The following is a 17,770-nucleotide window of genomic DNA, read 5'->3' as shown; positions in this document are numbered from 1 at the left end:
CGGTGGCACCGGCGCGGCCCACACGGCCCGCCGGTGCTGCCGGCTCAGGTCAGCACGGGTACGCCGGAGACATCCACCGTCTCCGGATACTTCAGACCCGCGCCGGTGTTGAGCACGACCACCCGCTCCCCGGCCCGGATCCAGCCGCCGGCGCGCAGGTGCCGGGCCGCCGTCAGGCAGGCGGCACCCTCCGGGCAGAGCAGCAGCCCCTCGCGGGCGGCGAAATCGCGCAGGTCGGCCAGGATCTCGGCGTCGTCGACGGCGACCGCGGTGCCGGCGGACTCCCGCAGCGCGGCCAGGATCAGCTCGTCGCCCAGCGGCGCCGGCACGGTGATGCCGAACGCCACGGTGTGCGCGTCCTCCCACGGCCGAGCCCGATCCTCGCCAGCGGCGAACGCCCGCACGATCGGCGCGCAGCCGGTCGACTGCACCGCCACCAGCCGGGGCAGCTTGTCGCCCACCCAGCCCAGCTCCCGCATCTCGTGCAGCGCCTTGTGGATGCCGATCAGACCGACCCCGCCACCCGTCGGATAGATGATCACATCCGGTACCTGCCAGCCGAGCTGTTCGACGATCTCGTACCCCATCGTCTTCTTGCCCTCCAGGCGGTAGGGCTCGCGCAGCGTGCCGGCGTCGAAGATCGCCCCGCCCGACTCCGCGATCAGCTCGGCCACCCGCCGGCCCGCGTCGCTGATCAGCCCGTCAACCAGGCGCAGGTCGGCACCGGCAGCCACGCACTCGCGCCGGCAGATGCTCGGCGCCGCCAGCGGCATCACGATGGTGGCGCCCATCCCCGCCCGCGCCGCGTACGTCGCCCAGGCCGAGCCGGCGTTGCCGTTGGTGGGCATCGCGATCCGCTCGACGCCCAGCTCACGCGCCCGGCTCACACCCACCGCCGCGCCGCGCGCCTTGAACGAGCCGGTCGGGATCAACCCCTCGTCCTTGACCATCAGGTCCGCGATGCCGATCTCGGCGCCGTACGCGGGGGCACGCAGCAGCGGCGTCCACCCCTCGCCCAGCGTGGTGACGTGCCGGGGGTCAGCGACCGGCAGCAGCTCCCGGTAGCGCCACAGGTCGGCCGGGCGCAGCGGAAAGCGCTCCGGGCTGACCGCCTTCGCCACCGCAGGCAGGTCGTAGCGCGCCAGCAGCGGAGAGCCGCACTCGCACAGATTCTGCAACTGGTCGGCGGCGTGCTCCCGGCCGCAGCGTGGGCAGTCCAGGTGGGTCAGGTACACGTCGCTCCTCGCCATCAGACGGCGTCGATGCTCTGCCAGCGTCGGCTGCGCCGGCCCGGCTCGTAGACCGAATCCAGGCGCTTGGCGACCACACCGGGCAGGCCCTGCTCGCGGCCGGTACGCAGCGCCTCGTCGCCGGCAACGGGAAACCACGGCGGAGTCTGCCAGTGCGTACCGGTCAACGCCAGCCCATCGAGCAGTTCCCGGCGTTGCGCGTACGGCACGTCGACGCTGCTCACGCCCTCCAGCCACAGCAGGTCCACGAGCAGGTACGCCGCACCGGCCGGGACCCGGCTGCCGCCGGCTGGGCGGATCGGGCGTACCCGACCGGCGCTGTCGATGCGGACCAGCACGCCGTCGAGCACCGCCTCGGTCGGCGCCAGCGCCTCGGCCATCGCGCGCAGCCACGGGTACCCGCCGGTGATCTCCTCGTCGGTCTCGGAGAGCAGCCGCAGCCGCCCGCCGGAGACGTACGCCATCGCCCGGACGCCGTCCCAGCGCAGCTCGTACCCCCATTCGGCGCGGTCGCGGGGCAGCCTGGCGGCCGGCGTGGCGTGCATCGGGCGGATCAGTTCGGGCATCGGCGTCCACCCGGGCGGCGCCGGATCGGTGCGCCGGACCATCCAGTCCTTGCCGCCGGTGGCGAACAGCACGTAGCGGCCGGCGGTCCGTTCACCCGAGAGGGTCACGATCACCTCGTCGTCGCGCCACTTCTCGCGGCGGTAGGTGCCCCGGTCGTGGATGACCATCCGGCCGCCCCCGTACTCGCCGGCGGGGATCTCGCCGGAGAAGTCCAGGTATTCCATCGGGTGGTCCTCGGTGTGTACGGCGAGGTGGTTGCGACCGGGGTCGCGGGGCAGGCCGCGCGGCACCGCCCAGGACGCGAGCACGCCCTCGTGCTCCAGGCGCAGATCCCAGTGCAGGCTGCGGGCGTGGTGCTGCTGGATGACGAAGCGGCCCTCGCCCGCACCGTGCTCGGCCGACGTCGGGCTGCGCGCCGGCACCGGCTCGGGCGTGCGGGTCGCGTCCCGCCGGCGCCGGTACTCATCCAGCCGGTCCGTCACACCCCGCATTCTCCGGCAAAGCGGACCGTCGCGCTGCCTGCCCGAGTGTCCGGTTCGCTCGGCGGCTGGGGTCGCGGCGGGGTAGAACGGTCCTCATGGACCACATCGACCAGCCCACCGCCCTGCTCCCCGGCGACGTGCGGATGCCCCTGCTCGGCTTCGGCACCTGGCAGGCCACCGGCCAGGCGGGCTACGAAGCGGTGTTGGCGGCGCTGGACACCGGCTACCGGCACCTCGACACGGCCACCATGTACGGCAACGAGCGGGAGGTCGGCCGGGCGGTCCGGGAGAGTGGGCTGCGCCGGGAGGACATCTTCATCACCACCAAGCTCCCGCCGGACCGGGTGGGCCGGGAACGAGAAACGCTGGAGGCCAGCCTGGAGGCGCTCGGCGTCGACCAGGTGGACCTCTGGTTGATCCACTGGCCGCCGTCGTCGCCGGGGGACAGCATCCCGATGTGGCGGGAGTTGCTGGCAGCCCGGGACGAGAACCTCGCCCGTGCGGTCGGGGTGAGCAACTACAGCACCGCGCAGATCGACGAGCTGATCCAGTCGACCGAGGAGAATCCGGCGGTCAACCAGATCCGCTGGGGTCCGATGCTGTACGACCGGCAGCGGCACGCCGAGCACCGGGACCGGGGTGTGGTGCTGGAGGGGTACAGCCCGTTCAAGACCACCGACCTCAGCGACCCGGTGTTGACCCGGATCGCCGGCGCGCACGGCGTCTCGCCGGCCCAGGTGGTGCTGCGCTGGCACATCGACCACGAGATCGTGGTGATCCCGAAGTCGGTGACGCCCGAGCGGATCAGCGCCAACTTCGACGTCTCCCACTTCTCGCTGACGGCGGAGGAGATGCGCGACATCGACGCGCTCGGCGGCGCCTGATACGGCGGATTCCTTCAGTCGATGGATGATGATTGAAGGGTATCGACATAGACGTTCGTGACGGTATAGCGTGCCGTCATCGCGTTCGTCGATGCGCCCGAACCCGCCGTCGCTGGAGGATCGCCATGGCCCGATCACCATCCATCCGTCTGCGCCGCCGCGGGGTGCTCGGCATCCCCGCCCTGGTGGCCGCCGCCCTGACCGTCGTCGCCCGGCCCACCCCGGCGAGCGCCGCACCGAAGGCCGAGTGCCTGGCCGACCTGCTCGGTGAGTCCTGATGGCCACCGTGGGATGGCTCGTGGACGTGCTGCGCGCCGCCGGGGTCCAGGTCGTCGTCGAGGGAGACTGGCTCAACCGCATGCGGCCGGGCTCCTTCGACCCCATCGGGGTGCTCTGGCACCACACCGCCTCGACCTCCAGCGCCAGCAACCCGCACCCGGCGCTCGGCATCTGCATCAACGGCCGGTCCGACCTGCCCGGCCCGCTCTGCCAGGCGCTCGTCGACTACAACGGCGTCTTCCACGTCATCTCGGCCGGCCGGTGCAACCACGCCGGAGTCAGCGGCGGCAGCGGGCCGATCCCCGCCGGGGACGGCAACACCCTCATGATCGGCTGGGAGATCGACTACAACGGCGTCAGCCAGGAGATGACCGCCGCGCAGTACAACGCGTCGATCGCCGCCACCGCCGCCGTGCTCAAACGGCTGGGCCGGGACAGCAGCTACGCCCGGGGTCACCGGGAAACCAGCACCACCGGCAAGATCGACCCGTCCTTCATCGACCTCAACGTCATGCGGGCCGACGTGGCGGCGAAGATGGCCGGCGGCGGCACCGCCTGGTCGTCCATCGCCGACAACACCACCGCCGGCCGGTTCACCGCCAGCGCCAACTGGGGTGTGTCGACGTACTCCGGGCAGCGGTACGGCGCCGACTACCGGTACGCGGACCCCGTCGCGAGCAGCGACGTCGCGTGGTACCGGTTCAACGTCCCGGCCACCGCCAGTTACCGCGTCGAGGCGTGGTGGCCGGCGAACTCCGGCTACAACAGCGCCACCCCGTACATCGTCGCCACCAGCAGTGGCAACCGGACGGTCACCGTCGACCAGCGGGCCACCGGCGGCCAGTGGCGCGTCCTCGGCACGTTCACGCTGCCGGCCGGCGACGCCAACCGGGTCGGCGTGAGCCGGTGGAGCAGCGCCACCGGCCTGGTCATCGCCGACGCCGTCCGGCTCACCCGGGTCTGACCGCGTCCGCCGCCCGACCCAAACCGGGCAGCGGACGGCGGCGTAGACATTTAAGGTCATTGCTTCGTACGAACGAAGGAGCATTGTGATCCGCTTCCGCGACATCCTGGCCGTCGGCGTCATCACCGCCGCCACGGTCGCGCTGGCCGCCGCTCCGGCGCAGGCCGACAGCGTCAGCCGGTATGCCCATGCCCACTTCGACGGCGAAGGCGGCAGCATGTTCGTCGACGTGACGCGGCCAGCTGTCGGAGCCACCGTGGTGGACGTCGAGTGGCAGAGGAGTGTCTGTGGCACCACCGATGGCGTATACGCCTGTGACAGCGTCCACCGCGTGGCTTACGACGTGCCGGTCACCCGCTTCTCGTTCTCGTTGACCGGTGCCAAGCTCACCGCGACGGTGCCGTACCAGGAGCGTCAGCGACACTGCGAGGTGATCAACGAGGACGAGATCTGCGGCGCGTGGCAGGAGAGCACGGGCAGCACCACCCTCAAGGTCACCTGGGCGGCACTCGACGAGCCGCTTCGGCGCGAGCGGTGGACGGGCGAGGACGGCACCGTCCACATCACCACGTCGGCGTGGACAACTGTCTCGGGCAGCGGTTTTGGCAGCTCGTACGACGATCCGGCCAGCAGCTTCGGCCAGTTGTCCCGGTCGCGGTCCATTCCGCCAGCCGCCTGAGCGAGCCTCGAACTGTGGGGGCGTGACCTGACGGTCACGCCCCCCCTCAGCTGCCGATCTTGTCCAGTTCGGCAAGATCCTCCTCGGAGAGCGTGAGCGCCGCGCCCGCGACGTTCTCACGCAGGTGCGCGGTCGACGACGTACCCGGGATGAGCAGGATGTTCGGCGAGCGTTGCAGCAGCCAGGCCAGGGCGACGGACATCGGCGTCGCGGCCAACCGGGTGGCCACGGACTCCAGCGCGGAGGACTGCAGTGGGCTGAAGCCGCCGAGGGGGAAGTAGGGCACGTAGGCGATGCCCTGCTCGGCGAGTACGTCGATCAGCTTGTCGTCGTTGCGGTGCGCGAGGTTGTACATGTTCTGCACGCAGACGATCGGCGCGATGGCCTGTGCCTCGGCGACCTGCTCAGCGGTCGCTGTGCTCACACCGAGGTGCCGGATCAGGCCCTGCTGTTGGAGTTCGACGAGCGTCTCGAACGGCTCGGCGAGCGAGCCGGGCTGGGGTCCCGCAGCGTTTCCGAGCCGGAGGTTGACCAGGTGGAGCACCTCGACTCCGAGGTGTTCCAGGTTCTCGTGCACGGCCCGGCGTAGGTCCTCGGGCTTGCGGGCCGGCGGCCAGCCGCCCTGCGGGTCGCGGGTCGCGCCGACCTTGGTCACGATGTGCAGCGAGTCGGGGTAGGGGTGCAGCGCCTCGCGGATCAGGTGGTTGGTGATGTGTGGGCCGTAGGCGTCGCTGGTGTCGATGTGGGTGATGCCGAGATCGACGACCTCCTTGAGCACGGCGAGTGCGCCGTCGTGGTCGGCGGGCGGCCCCATGACCCCGGGGCCGGCGAGCTGCATGGCGCCGTAGCCGAACCGGGTGACGGTCAGGTCGCCCAGCGTCCAGGTGCCGCCGGGAAGGGAGGTGGAGAGCATTGCGTACCTCAGGTTTCGTCGTGGTCCAGGCGCCGCTCGCGCCTGGCGGTTCCTCCTCCACGATGGGGGTGTAACTTTCCGATGGGAAGTAGGCACCTGAAAGTGCGTAGCGCACCTACGGTCACAGGAGCGGTCGATGGCAACGATGACGGCGGCGCAGAAGAGGGCCCAGGCCAGAGCGGAATATGACGCCTTCCTGGCGGAATGCCCCAGCCGCCAGCTGCTGGACCGTCTCTCCGACAAGTGGGTCGCGTTGATCCTGGCCGCGCTGGGCAACGACGGCTCGCACCGGTTCGGCGCCGACTGCGCCGGCGAGCCCCGGGCGTTGCGCTACTCGGAACTGTCCCGCCTGCTGGCCGGCGTCAGTCAGAAGATGCTCACTCAGACGCTGCGCGCCCTGGAACGGGACGGTCTGATCACCCGCACCGCGACGCCGACCGTGCCCGTCACGGTCTCCTATGAGCTGACCGAGCTGGGCCGCTCACTGCACCAGACGATGCGCGGCCTCAAGATCTGGGCCCAGGCGCACATGGACGACGTGTTCGCCAACCGCGAGACGTACGACACCCGCGCCAGCGGAGAGCGCACGCCGAGGGCTGCGGGGGCGGGAGCGCCGGGTACGAATCGGCCCCGCCAAGCTGTGCCTGGCGGGGCCGACAGTTGAACAACTCGCTGGGCGTCACCGGTCACGCCCGGTCGTGCTCAGGTGCGCGAGCAGGTTGACCCGTTGAGCGAGAAGCTGGTCGGGGACGAGTACGACCCGTTCAGGGTGCCCTGGTAGCCGAAGCTGGCCGTGCCGCCGGGTGCGATCGACCCGTTGTGGCCGACGTTGCGGGCGGTCACCGCGGAGCCGCTCTGGTTGACCGTGGCGTTCCACGCGTTGGTGACGGTCTGGCCGCTAGGCAGCGTGTAGTTGAGCGTCCAGCCGTTGATCGCGCTGGACCCGGTGTTGGTGATCTGCACGTCGGCGGTGAAGCCGTTGTTCCACGAGTTCGGCGTGTACTTCACCGCGCAGCCCGAGCTACCGCCCGGCGGCGGCGTGGTCCCCGGGGGCGGGGTGGTGGGGTTGGTGCCGCCGCCGTTGACGTTCGCGGAGAACGAGGTCACCGCGAGGCCGGCGCCGCCCTGCCAGGGCTCGAAGCCGGCCTGGATGCTGGTCAGGTACCAGCTGTTGGTGATCGCGCCCCGGTTGCGGACGTCGTTGATGAACTCCAGCACGCTGAAGTTCAGGCTGGAGATCGCCGACGGCGCGACGTACGAGATGACGTTGTTCCCACCGTTGTTGCCCTGCCAGACCTCCCAGGTGCGGCCGGCGAGGGTGGTGTTGCCGACCCGGGAGCCGATGGGCTGGATCGAGCCCTGCCGGTTGAGCCAGATCATGATCTCCATCTGGTTCACGCCGTCGCGCTTGGGTGACGGGTCCAGCCAGATGTCGTACGACGCGTTGTAGATGGCGCCGCTGACGTACCGGTAGTTGATGCTGCTGGTGGCGCTGCTGATCTGGCTCACCTGGATCGGCAGGTTCGTGCCGGGGGAGCAGTTGGTGTAGTGACAACCGAAGAACACCGAGGGGTACGCCGTGGGCGCGCCGTTGGTGGGGTTGCTGCCGTTCTGCGTGGTGATCTCGAAGCCGGTGCTGGTGACGTTGATGCACTGCTGGGCGGTGGTGCCCCAACGGTTGTTCTGCGCCACGTACCGGCCCTGGATGGTGGTGGAGCCGTACTGCTCGCAGATCTGCGTGTCGGCGGAGGCGGTGCCGCCGAGGGCCACGGCGACGAGCGAGCTCGTGAGTAGCAGCCCGGCGACGGCCAGGGCCCGAAGTTGACGTTTCATGACGCTCCTTGACTCGGCGCGTGCCGGGCGCCGGATGTGGTGGGGCGGTGCGGGAGCGCTCCCACGCTCAATGACACATTTACATGCCTGAAATTCTGGCGCAACCGCATGTACCAAACTGGTGAATTGTGAGGATTGCCACCCCGCGCCGGACGGCTGCCACGGGACGGCCAGCTAAGCGACTCGAGCCGCCGACGAGCGCCGCCGGGCCGGCCGATTGGGGCCTGGTGTGCACCGATAGCTCCGAGTAGCGTGTTGCCTCCAACGCGTGCCGTAACCCCTCCGGAGGCGTACACCACCATGGGTGGCTCCCCCCTGCGCATCCTCGTCGTCGGCGCGGGCATCGCCGGCCTGGCCGTGGCCCGGGCGCTACGCCTGGCGGGCTTCCGGCCCGACGTCACCGACAAGCTGCCGCCGGGTGAGTCCACCGTGACCGGGCTCTACCTGCCCGGCAACGCCGCCCGCGCGCTGCACCAGCTCGACCTGCACGACCCGGTCCGCCCACTCGGGCAGGTCATCCACCGGCAACGCTTCTTCGACGCGACAGGCGCGCCGCTGTGTGAGGTGGACCTCGACACCCTCTGGGCCGGCGTCGGCGAATGTCGGGCGCTGCCCCGGGCGGACCTGCACCAGGTGCTGCTCAGCGGCGCAGGCGGCGCCGTCCGCCACGGCGCCGAGGTCCGCACCCTGGACCTGCTCCCGCGCGCGGTCGGCGTCACCTTCACCGACGGCACCACCACCGAGTACGACCTGGTCATCGGCGCCGACGGGCCACGTTCCTCGGTCCGTTCGCTGGCCGCGCTCGGCGGACCGCCCCGCCCCGTCGGGCAGGTCGTCTACCGGGCCGTGCTGCGCGACGGCCCACCCGTGAGTGAGTGGACCGCACTGCTCGGGCAGCGCTCCGGTCTGCTGTTGGTGCCGATCGGCGAGGGCCGGCTGCACTGCTATGCCGACGAGGCCGGCACCGAGCCGCCCGTCGACCCGCTGGCCCGGCTCCGCGAACTCTTCGGCGACTACCGGGGCCCCGTGCCCGAGGTACTGGAGATGCTGACGCCGGACCAGGTCCACGTAGGGCTCACCGACGAGGTGGAGTTGGGTCGCTGGTACCGGGGCCGGGTGCTGCTGGTCGGTGACGCCGCGCACGCCACCGCGCCGACCCTGTCGCAGGGTGCCGCCATGGCGCTGGAGGACGCCGTGGTGCTGGCCGAATCGCTGCGCGCCGCCGGCAGTGTCGAGGCGGCGCTGGTGGCGTACGAGAGTCGTCGCCGACCGCGTACCCGATGGGTGCGGGACCGGACCCGCGACCGCAACCGGACCCGGGACGTGCCGCCGGCGCTGCGCGACCCGCTGCTGCGCGGACGCGGCGGTCGGATCTTCGGGGAGCACTACCGGCTACTGGTCGGCCCGCTGTAGGCCCGTAGTAGATCGTGTCACGCCACCCCACGCGGCGCTGCGACCTGCCGGGGACTATCCTCCCTACGGATGACGGCCCGCAGATAACCAGCGTGTGCCGAGCGACAACCGAGAACCGGAGGCCACTCGTGACCACCGTCGCACCCAAGCCGGTCGTGACCCGGCCCTGGCCGGTCCGAGAGCCGGTCAAGGGGTCGGCCATCGCCCGGCTGCTGCGGACCACGGACGCGAAGCAAATCGGGATCATGTACATGGTCACCGCGTTCGTGTTCTTCATGATCGGTGGCCTGATGGCCCTGGTCATGCGGGCTGAGCTGGCTCGACCCGGGCTGCAGTTCCTGTCGCCCGAGCAGTACAACCAGCTCTTCACGATGCACGGCACGATCATGCTGCTGTTCTTCGCGACGCCGATCGTGTTCGCCTTCGCGAACTACATCGTGCCGATCCAGATCGGCGCGCCCGACGTTTCCTTCCCCCGCCTGAACAGCTTCGCCTACTGGCTGTACCTGTTCGGCGGCACGATGGCGACCGCCGGCTTCATCACCCCGGGTGGCGCCGCCGACTTCGGCTGGTTCGCGTACGCGCCGCTGAGCAGCGTCGAGCACTCGCCCGGCGTCGGCGCCAACATGTGGGTCATGGGCCTGGCCATCTCCGGCCTGGGCACCATCCTCGGCGCGGTGAACATGATCACCACGATCCTTACCCTGCGTGCGCCCGGCATGACCATGTTCCGGATGCCGATCTTCACGTGGAACATCCTGGTCACCAGCCTTCTGGTGATCCTGGTCTTCCCGCTGCTGGCCGCCGCGCTCTTCGCGCTCGCCGCGGACCGCATCCTCGGCGCCCACGTGTACGACCCGGCGACCGGTGGGCCGATGCTCTGGCAGCATCTGTTCTGGTTCTTCGGCCACCCCGAGGTGTACATCGTCGCGCTGCCGTTCTTCGGCATCATCAGCGAGGTCATCCCGGTCTTCTCCCGCAAGCCGATCTTCGGCTACAAGGGTCTGGTCGCCGCGACCATCGCGATCGCCGCGCTCTCCATGAGCGTCTGGGCGCACCACATGTTCGCCACCGGTCAGGTGCTGCTGCCGTTCTTCAGCTTCCTGAGCTACCTGATCGCCGTGCCGACCGGTATGAAGTTCTTCAACTGGATCGGCACCATGTGGCGGGGCCAGATCAGCTTCGAGACGCCCATGCTCTGGGCGGTCGGCTTCCTGGTCACGTTCCTCTTCGGTGGTCTCACCGGTGTGCTGCTGGCCAGCCCGCCACTGGACTTCCACGTGTCGGACTCGTACTTCGTGGTGGCCCACTTCCACTACGTGCTCTTCGGCACCATCGTGTTCGCGGTCTTCGCCGGCATCTACTTCTGGTTCCCGAAGATGTTCGGCCGGATGCTCGACGAGCGCCTGGGCAAGGTGCACTTCTGGCTCACCATGATCGGCTTCCACACCACCTTCCTGGTGCAGCACTGGCTCGGCAACGAGGGCATGCCCCGTCGGTACGCCGACTACCTGCCCAGCGACGGCTTCACCACGCTGAACATGATCTCGACGGTCGGCGCGTTCATCACCGGTATCTCCACGCTGCCGTTCATCTACAACTGCTGGAAGTCGTACAAGACCGGCCCGGTCGTCGAGGTGAACGACCCCTGGGGTCACGGCAACTCGCTGGAGTGGGCGACCAGCAGCCCGCCCCCGCTGCGCAACTTCGACCGGATGCCCCGGATCCGCTCCGAGCGGCCGGCGTTCGACGCGAAGTTCCCGGAGCTGGCCGCTGGCGGCCAGAGCCTGGCCGGCCCGCCGGAGGGTGGCTCCAAGCCGCTCACCAGCGAGTCGGACGGCGGTGCCAGCTACCGCGAGGACACCGCCAGCGACATCGACCGGCACTGACGCTCAGCTGAGCCCTACGACGGGCGCCGCCCCCGGATCCACGGGAGCGGCGCCCGTCGCCATGTCCGGGCACCACCGCGCGCATACCGAACCGGCGACCCGCAGCGCCCCCGCACGTCGCGGCCTGCGCTGCCCTGTCCGTGCTGGTGTGCCCGCGGTTCTGTGGCCGCGCTGCTCGGGTCGTGCTGCTCCGGCCCGACATCGGCGGGCCGTTCGCCGTCTCGACCGGGCGACAGCGGCGGGCCAGGTCGACGGCGGCGGGCCCGGGGGGCAAGTGCCAAACGAGCGTGATGTCTGTGAGACATTTTGATGTCTCACAGACATCACGCTCGTTGGCGGGCTTACCCCCTGGTGGCGCGTGGGCTCGCTCCCTGGTGGCGCGTGGGCTCGCCCCGACGGTCACGGCGCAGAACGGGCGGCCAGAGGGCGGTTAGCGGGTGGGCGGTTAGCGGGGGCGACCAGCGTGGGCGGTCGGCGTGGGCGGTCGGCGTATTGGTGGTCGGTGTGGGCGGTCGGCGTGCGGTCCGTCAGCGTGGGCGGTCGTGCGTGCGGGCCTGTCGGCGCGGGCGGTGGTCAGCGGGTGGCGGGAGTGAGGTCTGGTTCGGGTTGCGGTAGGGGTACCGCGCTGGCGTCGGTGCTGGCGGCGGCGTTGCGGCGGCGGCGCAGCTCGATCGGGAGCACGACCAGGGTGACCAGCGCACCCAGCGCGCCGGTCACCACGAAGCCCCAGAGCGGCGAGCTGGCGTCGATCACCGCGCCGGCGAGCGGTGCGCCCATCGCGATGCCGACGGTGACGGCGGAGCCGTGCAGGCCCATGGCCTCGCCGCGTACCTCGGCCGGGGCCAGTCGGCTGACGGCGTCGGAGGAGGCCGCGATGGTCGGTGCGCAGAGCGCCCCGGCGGGGATCAGTGCCAGGCAGAGCAGCCACCAGTGCCCGCCGCCCAGCCCGACCGGGATGGTGCACAGGGCCAACGCCCCGGTCAACGCCAGCGGGGAGATCGAGCGGTGCACAGCCCCGTAGGTGAATCCGCCGGCCAGCGAGGCTACCGCCCAGACGGCCAGCACCGCGCCGGTCCAGCCGACCTCGTCGCTGGCACGCAGGACGGCGACCACTGCCACGTCCGTGCCGCCGAGCACCAGGGTCGCGGCGGCGCTGAGCGCCAGGACAGCGAGCAGTTGGGGCGTCAACCACTCCTGGTACGGCACCCGGCGGCGCGGGCCGACCGGCTCGGCCGCGCCGCGAATCGGCGGGTTGAGCAGCCATAAGGCGATCCCGGCGGCAACGATCCCACCGCCGACGAGGTACATGGTGGTCTGCGCCGAGATCGCGGTAACCAGGGCGACGGCCAGCGCCGGGCCGATCATGAAGGACAGCTCGACCGACATGGAGTCCAACGCGTACGCCGGTCGCCGTTGATCTTCCGGGACCAGCGCGGCGATCGACTGGCGGACCACCGAGAAGATGGGCAGGGCCAGCGAGCCGGCTACGAAGGCGGTCGGCAGCAACAGCGCGTACGGCAGCGACGGCGCGGTGCTCCAGAACGCGGCCTCGGCGATCGCCGTGAGCACCAGCACCGGGCGCAGACCGCGTCGGTCCACCAGCCGGCCGAGCAGCGGGCCGCCGATCGCCGCGCCGACGGTGATGGCCGCGCCCACCAGGCCCGCGGCCCCGTAGCCCCGGTCGAGGTCCAGAACCACGTGAAAGGTCAGGGTGACCCCGGTCGCGGTGAGCGGGATGCGGGCGAGGACGGCGATCAGCAACAGCGACCGCAGGCCGGGCAGGGCGAGCGCTGTCCGGTAAGGCTTCATGTTCACGTCGGTCCGTACCTCCGGCGACATCTTCGACCGGCGGCGGACCGATGGCCAGCCAATTACCGCGTCATGCGGCCCTGATCACAGGCGCGCCGTGCAGGGTCACTCCGGCGCCGTCCATCGCCCGCAGCGCCACGTCGGTGGTCGCCGGAGCGACCGCGGCGGTCAGTTCCAGCAGCACGGTGGTGGCGAAGCCCTCCCGGGCGGCGTCCAGCGCGGTGGCCCGGACGCAGTGGTCGGTGGCGATTCCGACCACGTCGACCCGGTCCACGTCGTGCCGGCGCAGCCAGTCGGCCAGGCACTCGCCGTCGTCGGCGTGCCCCTCGAAACCGGAGTACGCCGCCGCGTGCTCGCCCTTGTGGAAGATCGCCTCGACGCGCCCGGTCGCCAGGTCGGGGTGGAACTCCGACCCGCTGGTGCCGACCACACAGTGCCGGGGCCAGGACTCCACGAAATCCGGTGGGTCGCCGAAGTGCGCGCCCGGGTCGACGTGGTAGTCCTTCGTGGCGACCACGTGGTCCCACCGGTCCGGCTCGCTGGCGAGCAGCCGGGAGATGCCGGCGGCCACCCCGGCGCCCCCCGCGACGGCCAGTGAGCCGCCCTCGCAGAAATCGTTCTGTACGTCCACGATGATCAGCGCGTTGGCCATCGGGGTCCCTCTCCTCTTGCTCGGGTCAGCGGCAGCGGTCCTGGACGAACTCAGGCGGCGGGTAGGACGGTGACCGGCACGGCCGGGTCGCCGGCCGACAGCTTCAGCCCCTCCCACGGGATGGAGATGAGACATTCCCGCAGGTGCGCCCGCGACTCGTCGAGGGTGGGCAGGGTCACCGGCTCGCCGTCGACCACGTACGACCGCTGGAGCATCCGGTCGTTGGCCTGCCGATCCGGCACGCCCTGCGGGACGATGATCTCCTCGGTGGCGGTGCCGGTCGGCTTGTGTCGGCGGACCGCGACCTTCCGGCCGCCGATGGTCGCCTTGTGTTCGGAGCGCTTCACCACGGGCCGGCCCTCGACCTCGACGAGCTTGTAGACCAGCCCGGCGGTCGGTGCCCCGGAGCCGGTGACCACGGCGGTGCCCGCGCCGTACATGTCGACCGGCTCGGCGGCCAGCGCGGCGATGGCGTACTCGTCCAGGTCACCCGAAACGATGATCTTGGTTTCGGTGGCGCCCAACGAGTCGAGCAGCTCGCGGGACTGCTGGGCGATCACCGCCAGGTCACCCGAGTCGATTCGTACCGCCCGCAGGTCCGGCCCGGCCACCGCGATGGCGTTGCGGATGCCCTGGCTGATGTCGTACGTGTCGACCAGCAGTGTGGTGTCCTTGCCCAGCGTGGCCACCTGCGAGGCGAACGCCGCCCGCTCGTCGTCGTGCAGCAGGGTGAACGCGTGCGCCGCAGTGCCGGCCGTGGGGATGCCGTAGCGCGCACCGGCGGCGAGGTTGGAGGTGAACCGGAACCCGGCCAGGTAGGCGGACCGCGCCGCGGCCACCGCCGCCTCCTCGTGTGCCCGACGCGACCCCATCTCGATCAGCGCCCGGCCCCGGGCCGCGGTCACCATCCGGGCCGCCGCTGCCGCCACCGCGCAGTCGTGGTTGAGCACGGAGAGCGCCAGCGTCTCCAGCACCACGCACTCGGCGAAGCCACCGGAGACGGTGAGAATCGGCGAGCCGGGGAAGAACAGCTCACCCTCGGCGTACCCGTCGATGTCGCCGGTGAAGCGGTAGTCGGTGAGCCAGGCCGCCGCCGCGTCGTCGACCACGCCCGTCCGGCGCAGGAAGTCGACCTCGGCCGGGTCGAACCGGAAGTCGCGGATCAGGTCGATCAGCCGGGCGGTGCCGGCGACCACGCCGTACCGCCGGCCGGTCGGCAGCCGGCGGCTGAACACCTCGAAGACGCATCGGCGGTCGGCGGTGCCGTCCTTCAGCGCGGCGCTGACCATGGTCAGCTCGTAGTGGTCGGTCAACAGCGCGGGGCGGAGGTTGCTCACCGCCCCAGCCTAAGGTTCAGCCCGCGTCGCCGCCCTCGTGGCCCGGGATCGACCGCAGTGCGGCCCACAACTCGGCACGGCCGGTCACGCCGAGCTTGGTGTAGATCCGCTGAAGGTGGTTCTCCACCGTGCGTGCGGAGAGGTAGAGGCGCTCGGCGATGGCCTTGCTGGCCGCGCCGTGCGCGGCCAGGCGGGCCACCTGCCACTCGCGTTCGGTCAGCACCGGCGCCCCGGCGCGCAACGCCGGCGTGCGGATCAGGTCACAGCGGCCGAGCAGCCCGGCCAGCCGCTCCCGGGCCTCGCCGGCCGCCACCGAATGCTGCTGGCGCAGCAGGTGCAGAGCCTGAGCGGTGGCCTCGGCGGCGTACACGGTCAGCTCCAGCGCGGCGTAGTCGTCGGCGGCCGCGAGCAGACCCGTGGCGGAGTTGGTCACCGCGGCCCGGGCGTGCCGGGCCAGCAGTGGCGGAAGCACCCCGTCCACCCGCTCGGAGAGCTCCGCGAGGCGCTGCGCCACGGTGCGCCGGCTGCCGTCGGAGCAGGTGGGCCCGGTCGGTGCGCCGGCCTGGTCCAGCCGGACCAGGTCGTGCAGGACGTGCACCTCGTGCCCGGCGAAACCGTCCGCCCGCAGCCTCTCGGCCAGGTCGCTGAACTGCTTGACCGCGCCCGGCAGGTCACCCGACGCGGCGAGCATCGCGCCCCGGGCCTGCTCCAGCCACGGGTAGAGCACCGCCATGCCCGGTGCGTGGGTGCGGTCGGCCTCGGCCATCGCCTCGGCGGCCTGCGCCGCGTCACCGCGCAACGCCGCCGCCTGGGCCCGTTCGGCCTGGGCCAGACCGGCGTAGACCCGGCTGGTCGCGAGCACCGCGCAGGCGCCCAGCGAGGTGCGCATCGCCGCGTCGCTCTGCCCGCGCAGCCGCGCCGCGTACGCCTGGAGGATGGCCAGGTAGCCGGTGCCGAGCCGGAAGTCGCCGGCGCCCGCGAGGTCGGCGAACTCGTCGGCCACGATCGCGTCGATCCCGACCAGGTCGCCGGTGAGCATCAGCCGGGTGCCCCGGGCCAGCTCCAGGGCCAGTTGCAGGTACGGCATGTCGGTGCGCCAACTGGCCGCCGAGGAGTGCACCTGGGCGATCGCCGCGCCGCTGCGGGACAGCTCGCCCTGCGCGGCCTGGACGTGCGCGATGGTGCTGCGGGCCAGCTCGCGGGCGGCGACGCTGGCCGCCGGCCGGTCCAGCACGCGCTGGCTCAGCCGCACGGCGGTGGCCGTGTCCAGCCGGTGCAGGCGCATGATCGCCTCGAAGGCGTGCACGCGCGCCCGGTCGGCGGAGTCGCCGAGCTGCTCGACCCGGCTCGCGATCTCCTCCACCGTGGACTGCCGGCTCAGCCCCCAGTAGCTGACCATTCCGCGGACGGTCAGCCACCGGCAGAGCCGGCGCTCGTCGCCGGGTTCGAGGGTCACCGCGTCGAGGACGGTGATCGCCTCGTCCGGCCGGTCGGCGAACATCAGGATGGTGGCCAGCAGCTCCGCGGCGTCCGAGCCGCCGTCGGCGTCCAACGCGGCGCGGGCCAGCCGAGTCGCCAACGGCACGTCGTAGCGGGTGAACGCCTGCACCGCGGCGTCCACCAGCAGGGTGGCGTCCTGTGCGGTGCCCGAGTCGAGTCGCCACACCGCCACCCGCAGCAGGTCGTCGCGGCGACGCTTGCCGACCCGCTCCAGCAGCTCGGCGAGGTGCGCCTGTAGTCGGCGGGTGCGGCTGACCGGGCAACGGCGGCGCATCACCTCGCCGTAGAGCGGATGGGCCAGCCGTACGTTGGTGCGCCGGTCGTGCTGCACGACGGTGATCAGACCGCGTTCCTCGGCGGTCTCCACATCGGACGGATTGGCGGCCTGGTTGAGCAGGTGCAGGCCGAGTGGTTCGCCGAAGGCGACCAGTTCGACGACGGTGCGGACGCCGTCGGTGAGCTGCCCGACGCGGGTGTCGATCAGCTCGGTCAGGCTGGGCGCCAGCTCCAGCCGGCCAGTCCACTTCCAGATGCCGTAGGTGCGCTTCAACTCCTCGCTGCCGTTGGCGGCGTGCACCAACTCGCGTAGCAGCAGTGGGTTGCCGGCGGACAGGCGGCCGAGCCGGTCGGCGGAGCCGGCGTCGACCGGGCCGCCCAGGATCGCCGCCAGCAGGCCGGCGGTCTCCGACGGTGGCATCGGGGTCAGCTCGACATGCTCGACCAGGTCGTCCGTCCAGAGTGCGCGGATCGGCAGCGGGATCTGTTCGCCGTCGCGCAGGGTGCCGACGACTGTCGCGTTGTCGGTGCGGGCGACCAGGTGCACCAGCGCCGCCGAGGGCGGGTCGAGCAGGTGCGCGTCGTCGATCGCGAGCACGATCCGTCGGCCGGCGGCCTGCTGCTGCAGAACGCTGAGCGCCCAGCGCAGAATGCCGGCGGGGGAGAGGCCCTGGGGCTGCTCCGCGGGGAGGACCTGCACGAGCCCACCGAAGGGCAGCGCGGCCGTGGTGGCGCTTGCCGCGATGGACCAGATCGCATACCGGTCGGTGGGCAGCGCGTTGACACCCTCGCGCAGCAGCCGGCTCTTGCCGATGCCCGCGCTGCCGCTGAAGAAGAGCCCTCGGCCGGCCTCGCCGGTCACCGCCGCCAACAGGCGGTTGAGTTCATCGGTCCGGCCGACGAACTTCCATCGACTCATCCGCGCAGCATATCCATCGAATTCCGTCCGCGCTCGTACCGTCACGCACCGAAGTTGAGTAGTGGCACAATTACCCATGAGTATCCGAGTGTTCTGCCTGGTCGGCGGGCCGCCCGTAGTCTTC

Annotated in this window: 15 protein-coding genes; 7 read left to right on the top strand and 8 right to left on the bottom strand. The window is 71.3% G+C overall.

Features of this window, described 5'->3' with window-relative positions:
- Nucleotides 1-44: 44 nt before the first annotated feature.
- On the bottom strand, nucleotides 45-1,235 hold the full coding sequence (locus tag ABZ808_RS20000) for a threonine synthase (protein ID WP_357008449.1): 1,191 nt from the start codon (nucleotides 1,233-1,235) through the stop codon (nucleotides 45-47).
- A 14-nt stretch (nucleotides 1,236-1,249) separates the two neighbouring features.
- Nucleotides 1,250-2,299, bottom strand: coding sequence for a DNA polymerase ligase N-terminal domain-containing protein (locus ABZ808_RS19995; protein ID WP_357008447.1), 1,050 nt, complete (start codon nucleotides 2,297-2,299; stop codon nucleotides 1,250-1,252).
- A 95-nt stretch (nucleotides 2,300-2,394) separates the two neighbouring features.
- Between ABZ808_RS19995 and ABZ808_RS19990 the strand changes: the two genes are divergently transcribed.
- The 4 genes from ABZ808_RS19990 to ABZ808_RS19975 all read left to right on the top strand — a co-directional run bounded on the left by ABZ808_RS19990 (nucleotide 2,395) and on the right by ABZ808_RS19975 (nucleotide 5,105).
- Nucleotides 2,395-3,183, top strand: a complete 789-nt coding sequence (locus ABZ808_RS19990; RefSeq protein ID WP_357008445.1) for an aldo/keto reductase — start codon at nucleotides 2,395-2,397, stop codon at nucleotides 3,181-3,183.
- Between the two features lie 125 nt (nucleotides 3,184-3,308).
- Nucleotides 3,309-3,461, top strand: a complete 153-nt coding sequence (locus tag ABZ808_RS19985; protein ID WP_357008442.1) for a hypothetical protein — start codon at nucleotides 3,309-3,311, stop codon at nucleotides 3,459-3,461.
- Complete coding sequence (locus ABZ808_RS19980) at nucleotides 3,461-4,426, top strand: N-acetylmuramoyl-L-alanine amidase (protein ID WP_357008439.1); 966 nt, start codon at nucleotides 3,461-3,463, stop codon at nucleotides 4,424-4,426. Before ABZ808_RS19985 ends, ABZ808_RS19980 begins: the two co-directional genes overlap by 1 nt.
- 85 nt (nucleotides 4,427-4,511) lie before the next feature.
- Entirely contained in the window at nucleotides 4,512-5,105 is a 594-nt protein-coding gene (locus ABZ808_RS19975; protein ID WP_357008437.1) for a hypothetical protein, read from the top strand.
- 46 nt (nucleotides 5,106-5,151) lie between these two features.
- Here the strand turns inward: ABZ808_RS19975 and ABZ808_RS19970 are convergent, their stop codons facing one another.
- Nucleotides 5,152-6,018 carry an aldo/keto reductase family oxidoreductase gene (locus tag ABZ808_RS19970; RefSeq protein WP_357008434.1) on the bottom strand — a complete coding sequence of 289 codons (867 nt, stop codon included), beginning with the start codon at nucleotides 6,016-6,018 and terminating at the stop codon, nucleotides 5,152-5,154.
- A gap of 136 nt (nucleotides 6,019-6,154) precedes the next feature.
- On the opposite strand from ABZ808_RS19970, the gene ABZ808_RS19965 reads away from it, so the two are divergent.
- On the top strand, nucleotides 6,155-6,682 hold the full coding sequence (locus tag ABZ808_RS19965; RefSeq protein WP_357008431.1) for a helix-turn-helix domain-containing protein: 528 nt from the start codon (nucleotides 6,155-6,157) through the stop codon (nucleotides 6,680-6,682).
- A 38-nt stretch (nucleotides 6,683-6,720) separates the two neighbouring features.
- Here the strand turns inward: ABZ808_RS19965 and ABZ808_RS19960 are convergent, their stop codons facing one another.
- The gene (locus ABZ808_RS19960) at nucleotides 6,721-7,851 is read right to left on the bottom strand and encodes a cellulose binding domain-containing protein (protein ID WP_357008428.1); all 1,131 of its coding nucleotides are present in this window, start codon (nucleotides 7,849-7,851) and stop codon (nucleotides 6,721-6,723) included.
- Between the two features lie 300 nt (nucleotides 7,852-8,151).
- Between ABZ808_RS19960 and ABZ808_RS19955 the strand changes: the two genes are divergently transcribed.
- Together ABZ808_RS19955 and ctaD are read left to right on the top strand one after the other, a co-directional pair.
- Nucleotides 8,152-9,264 carry an FAD-dependent monooxygenase gene (locus ABZ808_RS19955; protein WP_357008425.1) on the top strand — a complete coding sequence of 371 codons (1,113 nt, stop codon included), beginning with the start codon at nucleotides 8,152-8,154 and terminating at the stop codon, nucleotides 9,262-9,264.
- Between the two features lie 128 nt (nucleotides 9,265-9,392).
- Nucleotides 9,393-11,153 (top strand): cytochrome c oxidase subunit I, encoded by a 1,761-nt coding sequence (gene ctaD, locus ABZ808_RS19950; RefSeq protein ID WP_357008422.1) that lies wholly within the window; start codon nucleotides 9,393-9,395, stop codon nucleotides 11,151-11,153.
- A gap of 573 nt (nucleotides 11,154-11,726) precedes the next feature.
- Here ctaD and ABZ808_RS19945 read toward each other — a convergent pair.
- From ABZ808_RS19945 to ABZ808_RS19930, 4 genes are read right to left on the bottom strand one after another with little or no spacing between them, the layout of a single operon-like run.
- Nucleotides 11,727-12,992: an MFS transporter gene (locus ABZ808_RS19945; RefSeq protein ID WP_357008419.1), complete on the bottom strand. Its 1,266-nt coding sequence runs from the start codon at nucleotides 12,990-12,992 to the stop codon at nucleotides 11,727-11,729.
- A 40-nt stretch (nucleotides 12,993-13,032) separates the two neighbouring features.
- Nucleotides 13,033-13,614, bottom strand: coding sequence for an isochorismatase family protein (locus ABZ808_RS19940; RefSeq protein WP_357008416.1), 582 nt, complete (start codon nucleotides 13,612-13,614; stop codon nucleotides 13,033-13,035).
- A 50-nt stretch (nucleotides 13,615-13,664) separates the two neighbouring features.
- On the bottom strand, nucleotides 13,665-14,951 hold the full coding sequence (locus ABZ808_RS19935) for a nicotinate phosphoribosyltransferase (RefSeq protein WP_357008413.1): 1,287 nt from the start codon (nucleotides 14,949-14,951) through the stop codon (nucleotides 13,665-13,667).
- A 16-nt stretch (nucleotides 14,952-14,967) separates the two neighbouring features.
- On the bottom strand, nucleotides 14,968-17,646 hold the full coding sequence (locus tag ABZ808_RS19930) for a LuxR C-terminal-related transcriptional regulator (RefSeq protein WP_357008410.1): 2,679 nt from the start codon (nucleotides 17,644-17,646) through the stop codon (nucleotides 14,968-14,970).
- Nucleotides 17,647-17,770 lie beyond the last annotated feature (124 nt).

It is taken from the genome of Micromonospora sp. NPDC047527 (assembly GCF_040643015.1).
Taxonomy (GTDB): Bacteria; Actinomycetota; Actinomycetes; order Mycobacteriales; family Micromonosporaceae; genus Micromonospora.
The sequence above is the reverse complement of the archived record's forward strand: the minus strand, read 5'-3'. Positions and strand labels throughout refer to the sequence as shown.

Coding starts and splice junctions, on each gene's coding strand:
- ABZ808_RS19990 (WP_357008445.1), top strand. CDS start 2,395: ATGGACCACATCGACCAGCCCACCGCCCTGCTCCCCGGCGACGTGCGG.
- ABZ808_RS19985 (WP_357008442.1), top strand. CDS start 3,309: ATGGCCCGATCACCATCCATCCGTCTGCGCCGCCGCGGGGTGCTCGGC.
- ABZ808_RS19980 (WP_357008439.1), top strand. CDS start 3,461: ATGGCCACCGTGGGATGGCTCGTGGACGTGCTGCGCGCCGCCGGGGTC.
- ABZ808_RS19970 (WP_357008434.1), bottom strand. CDS start 6,018: ATGCTCTCCACCTCCCTTCCCGGCGGCACCTGGACGCTGGGCGACCTG.
- ABZ808_RS19965 (WP_357008431.1), top strand. CDS start 6,155: ATGGCAACGATGACGGCGGCGCAGAAGAGGGCCCAGGCCAGAGCGGAA.
- ABZ808_RS19960 (WP_357008428.1), bottom strand. CDS start 7,851: ATGAAACGTCAACTTCGGGCCCTGGCCGTCGCCGGGCTGCTACTCACG.
- ABZ808_RS19955 (WP_357008425.1), top strand. CDS start 8,152: ATGGGTGGCTCCCCCCTGCGCATCCTCGTCGTCGGCGCGGGCATCGCC.
- ABZ808_RS19945 (WP_357008419.1), bottom strand. CDS start 12,992: ATGTCGCCGGAGGTACGGACCGACGTGAACATGAAGCCTTACCGGACA.
- ABZ808_RS19940 (WP_357008416.1), bottom strand. CDS start 13,614: ATGGCCAACGCGCTGATCATCGTGGACGTACAGAACGATTTCTGCGAG.
- ABZ808_RS19930 (WP_357008410.1), bottom strand. CDS start 17,646: ATGAGTCGATGGAAGTTCGTCGGCCGGACCGATGAACTCAACCGCCTG.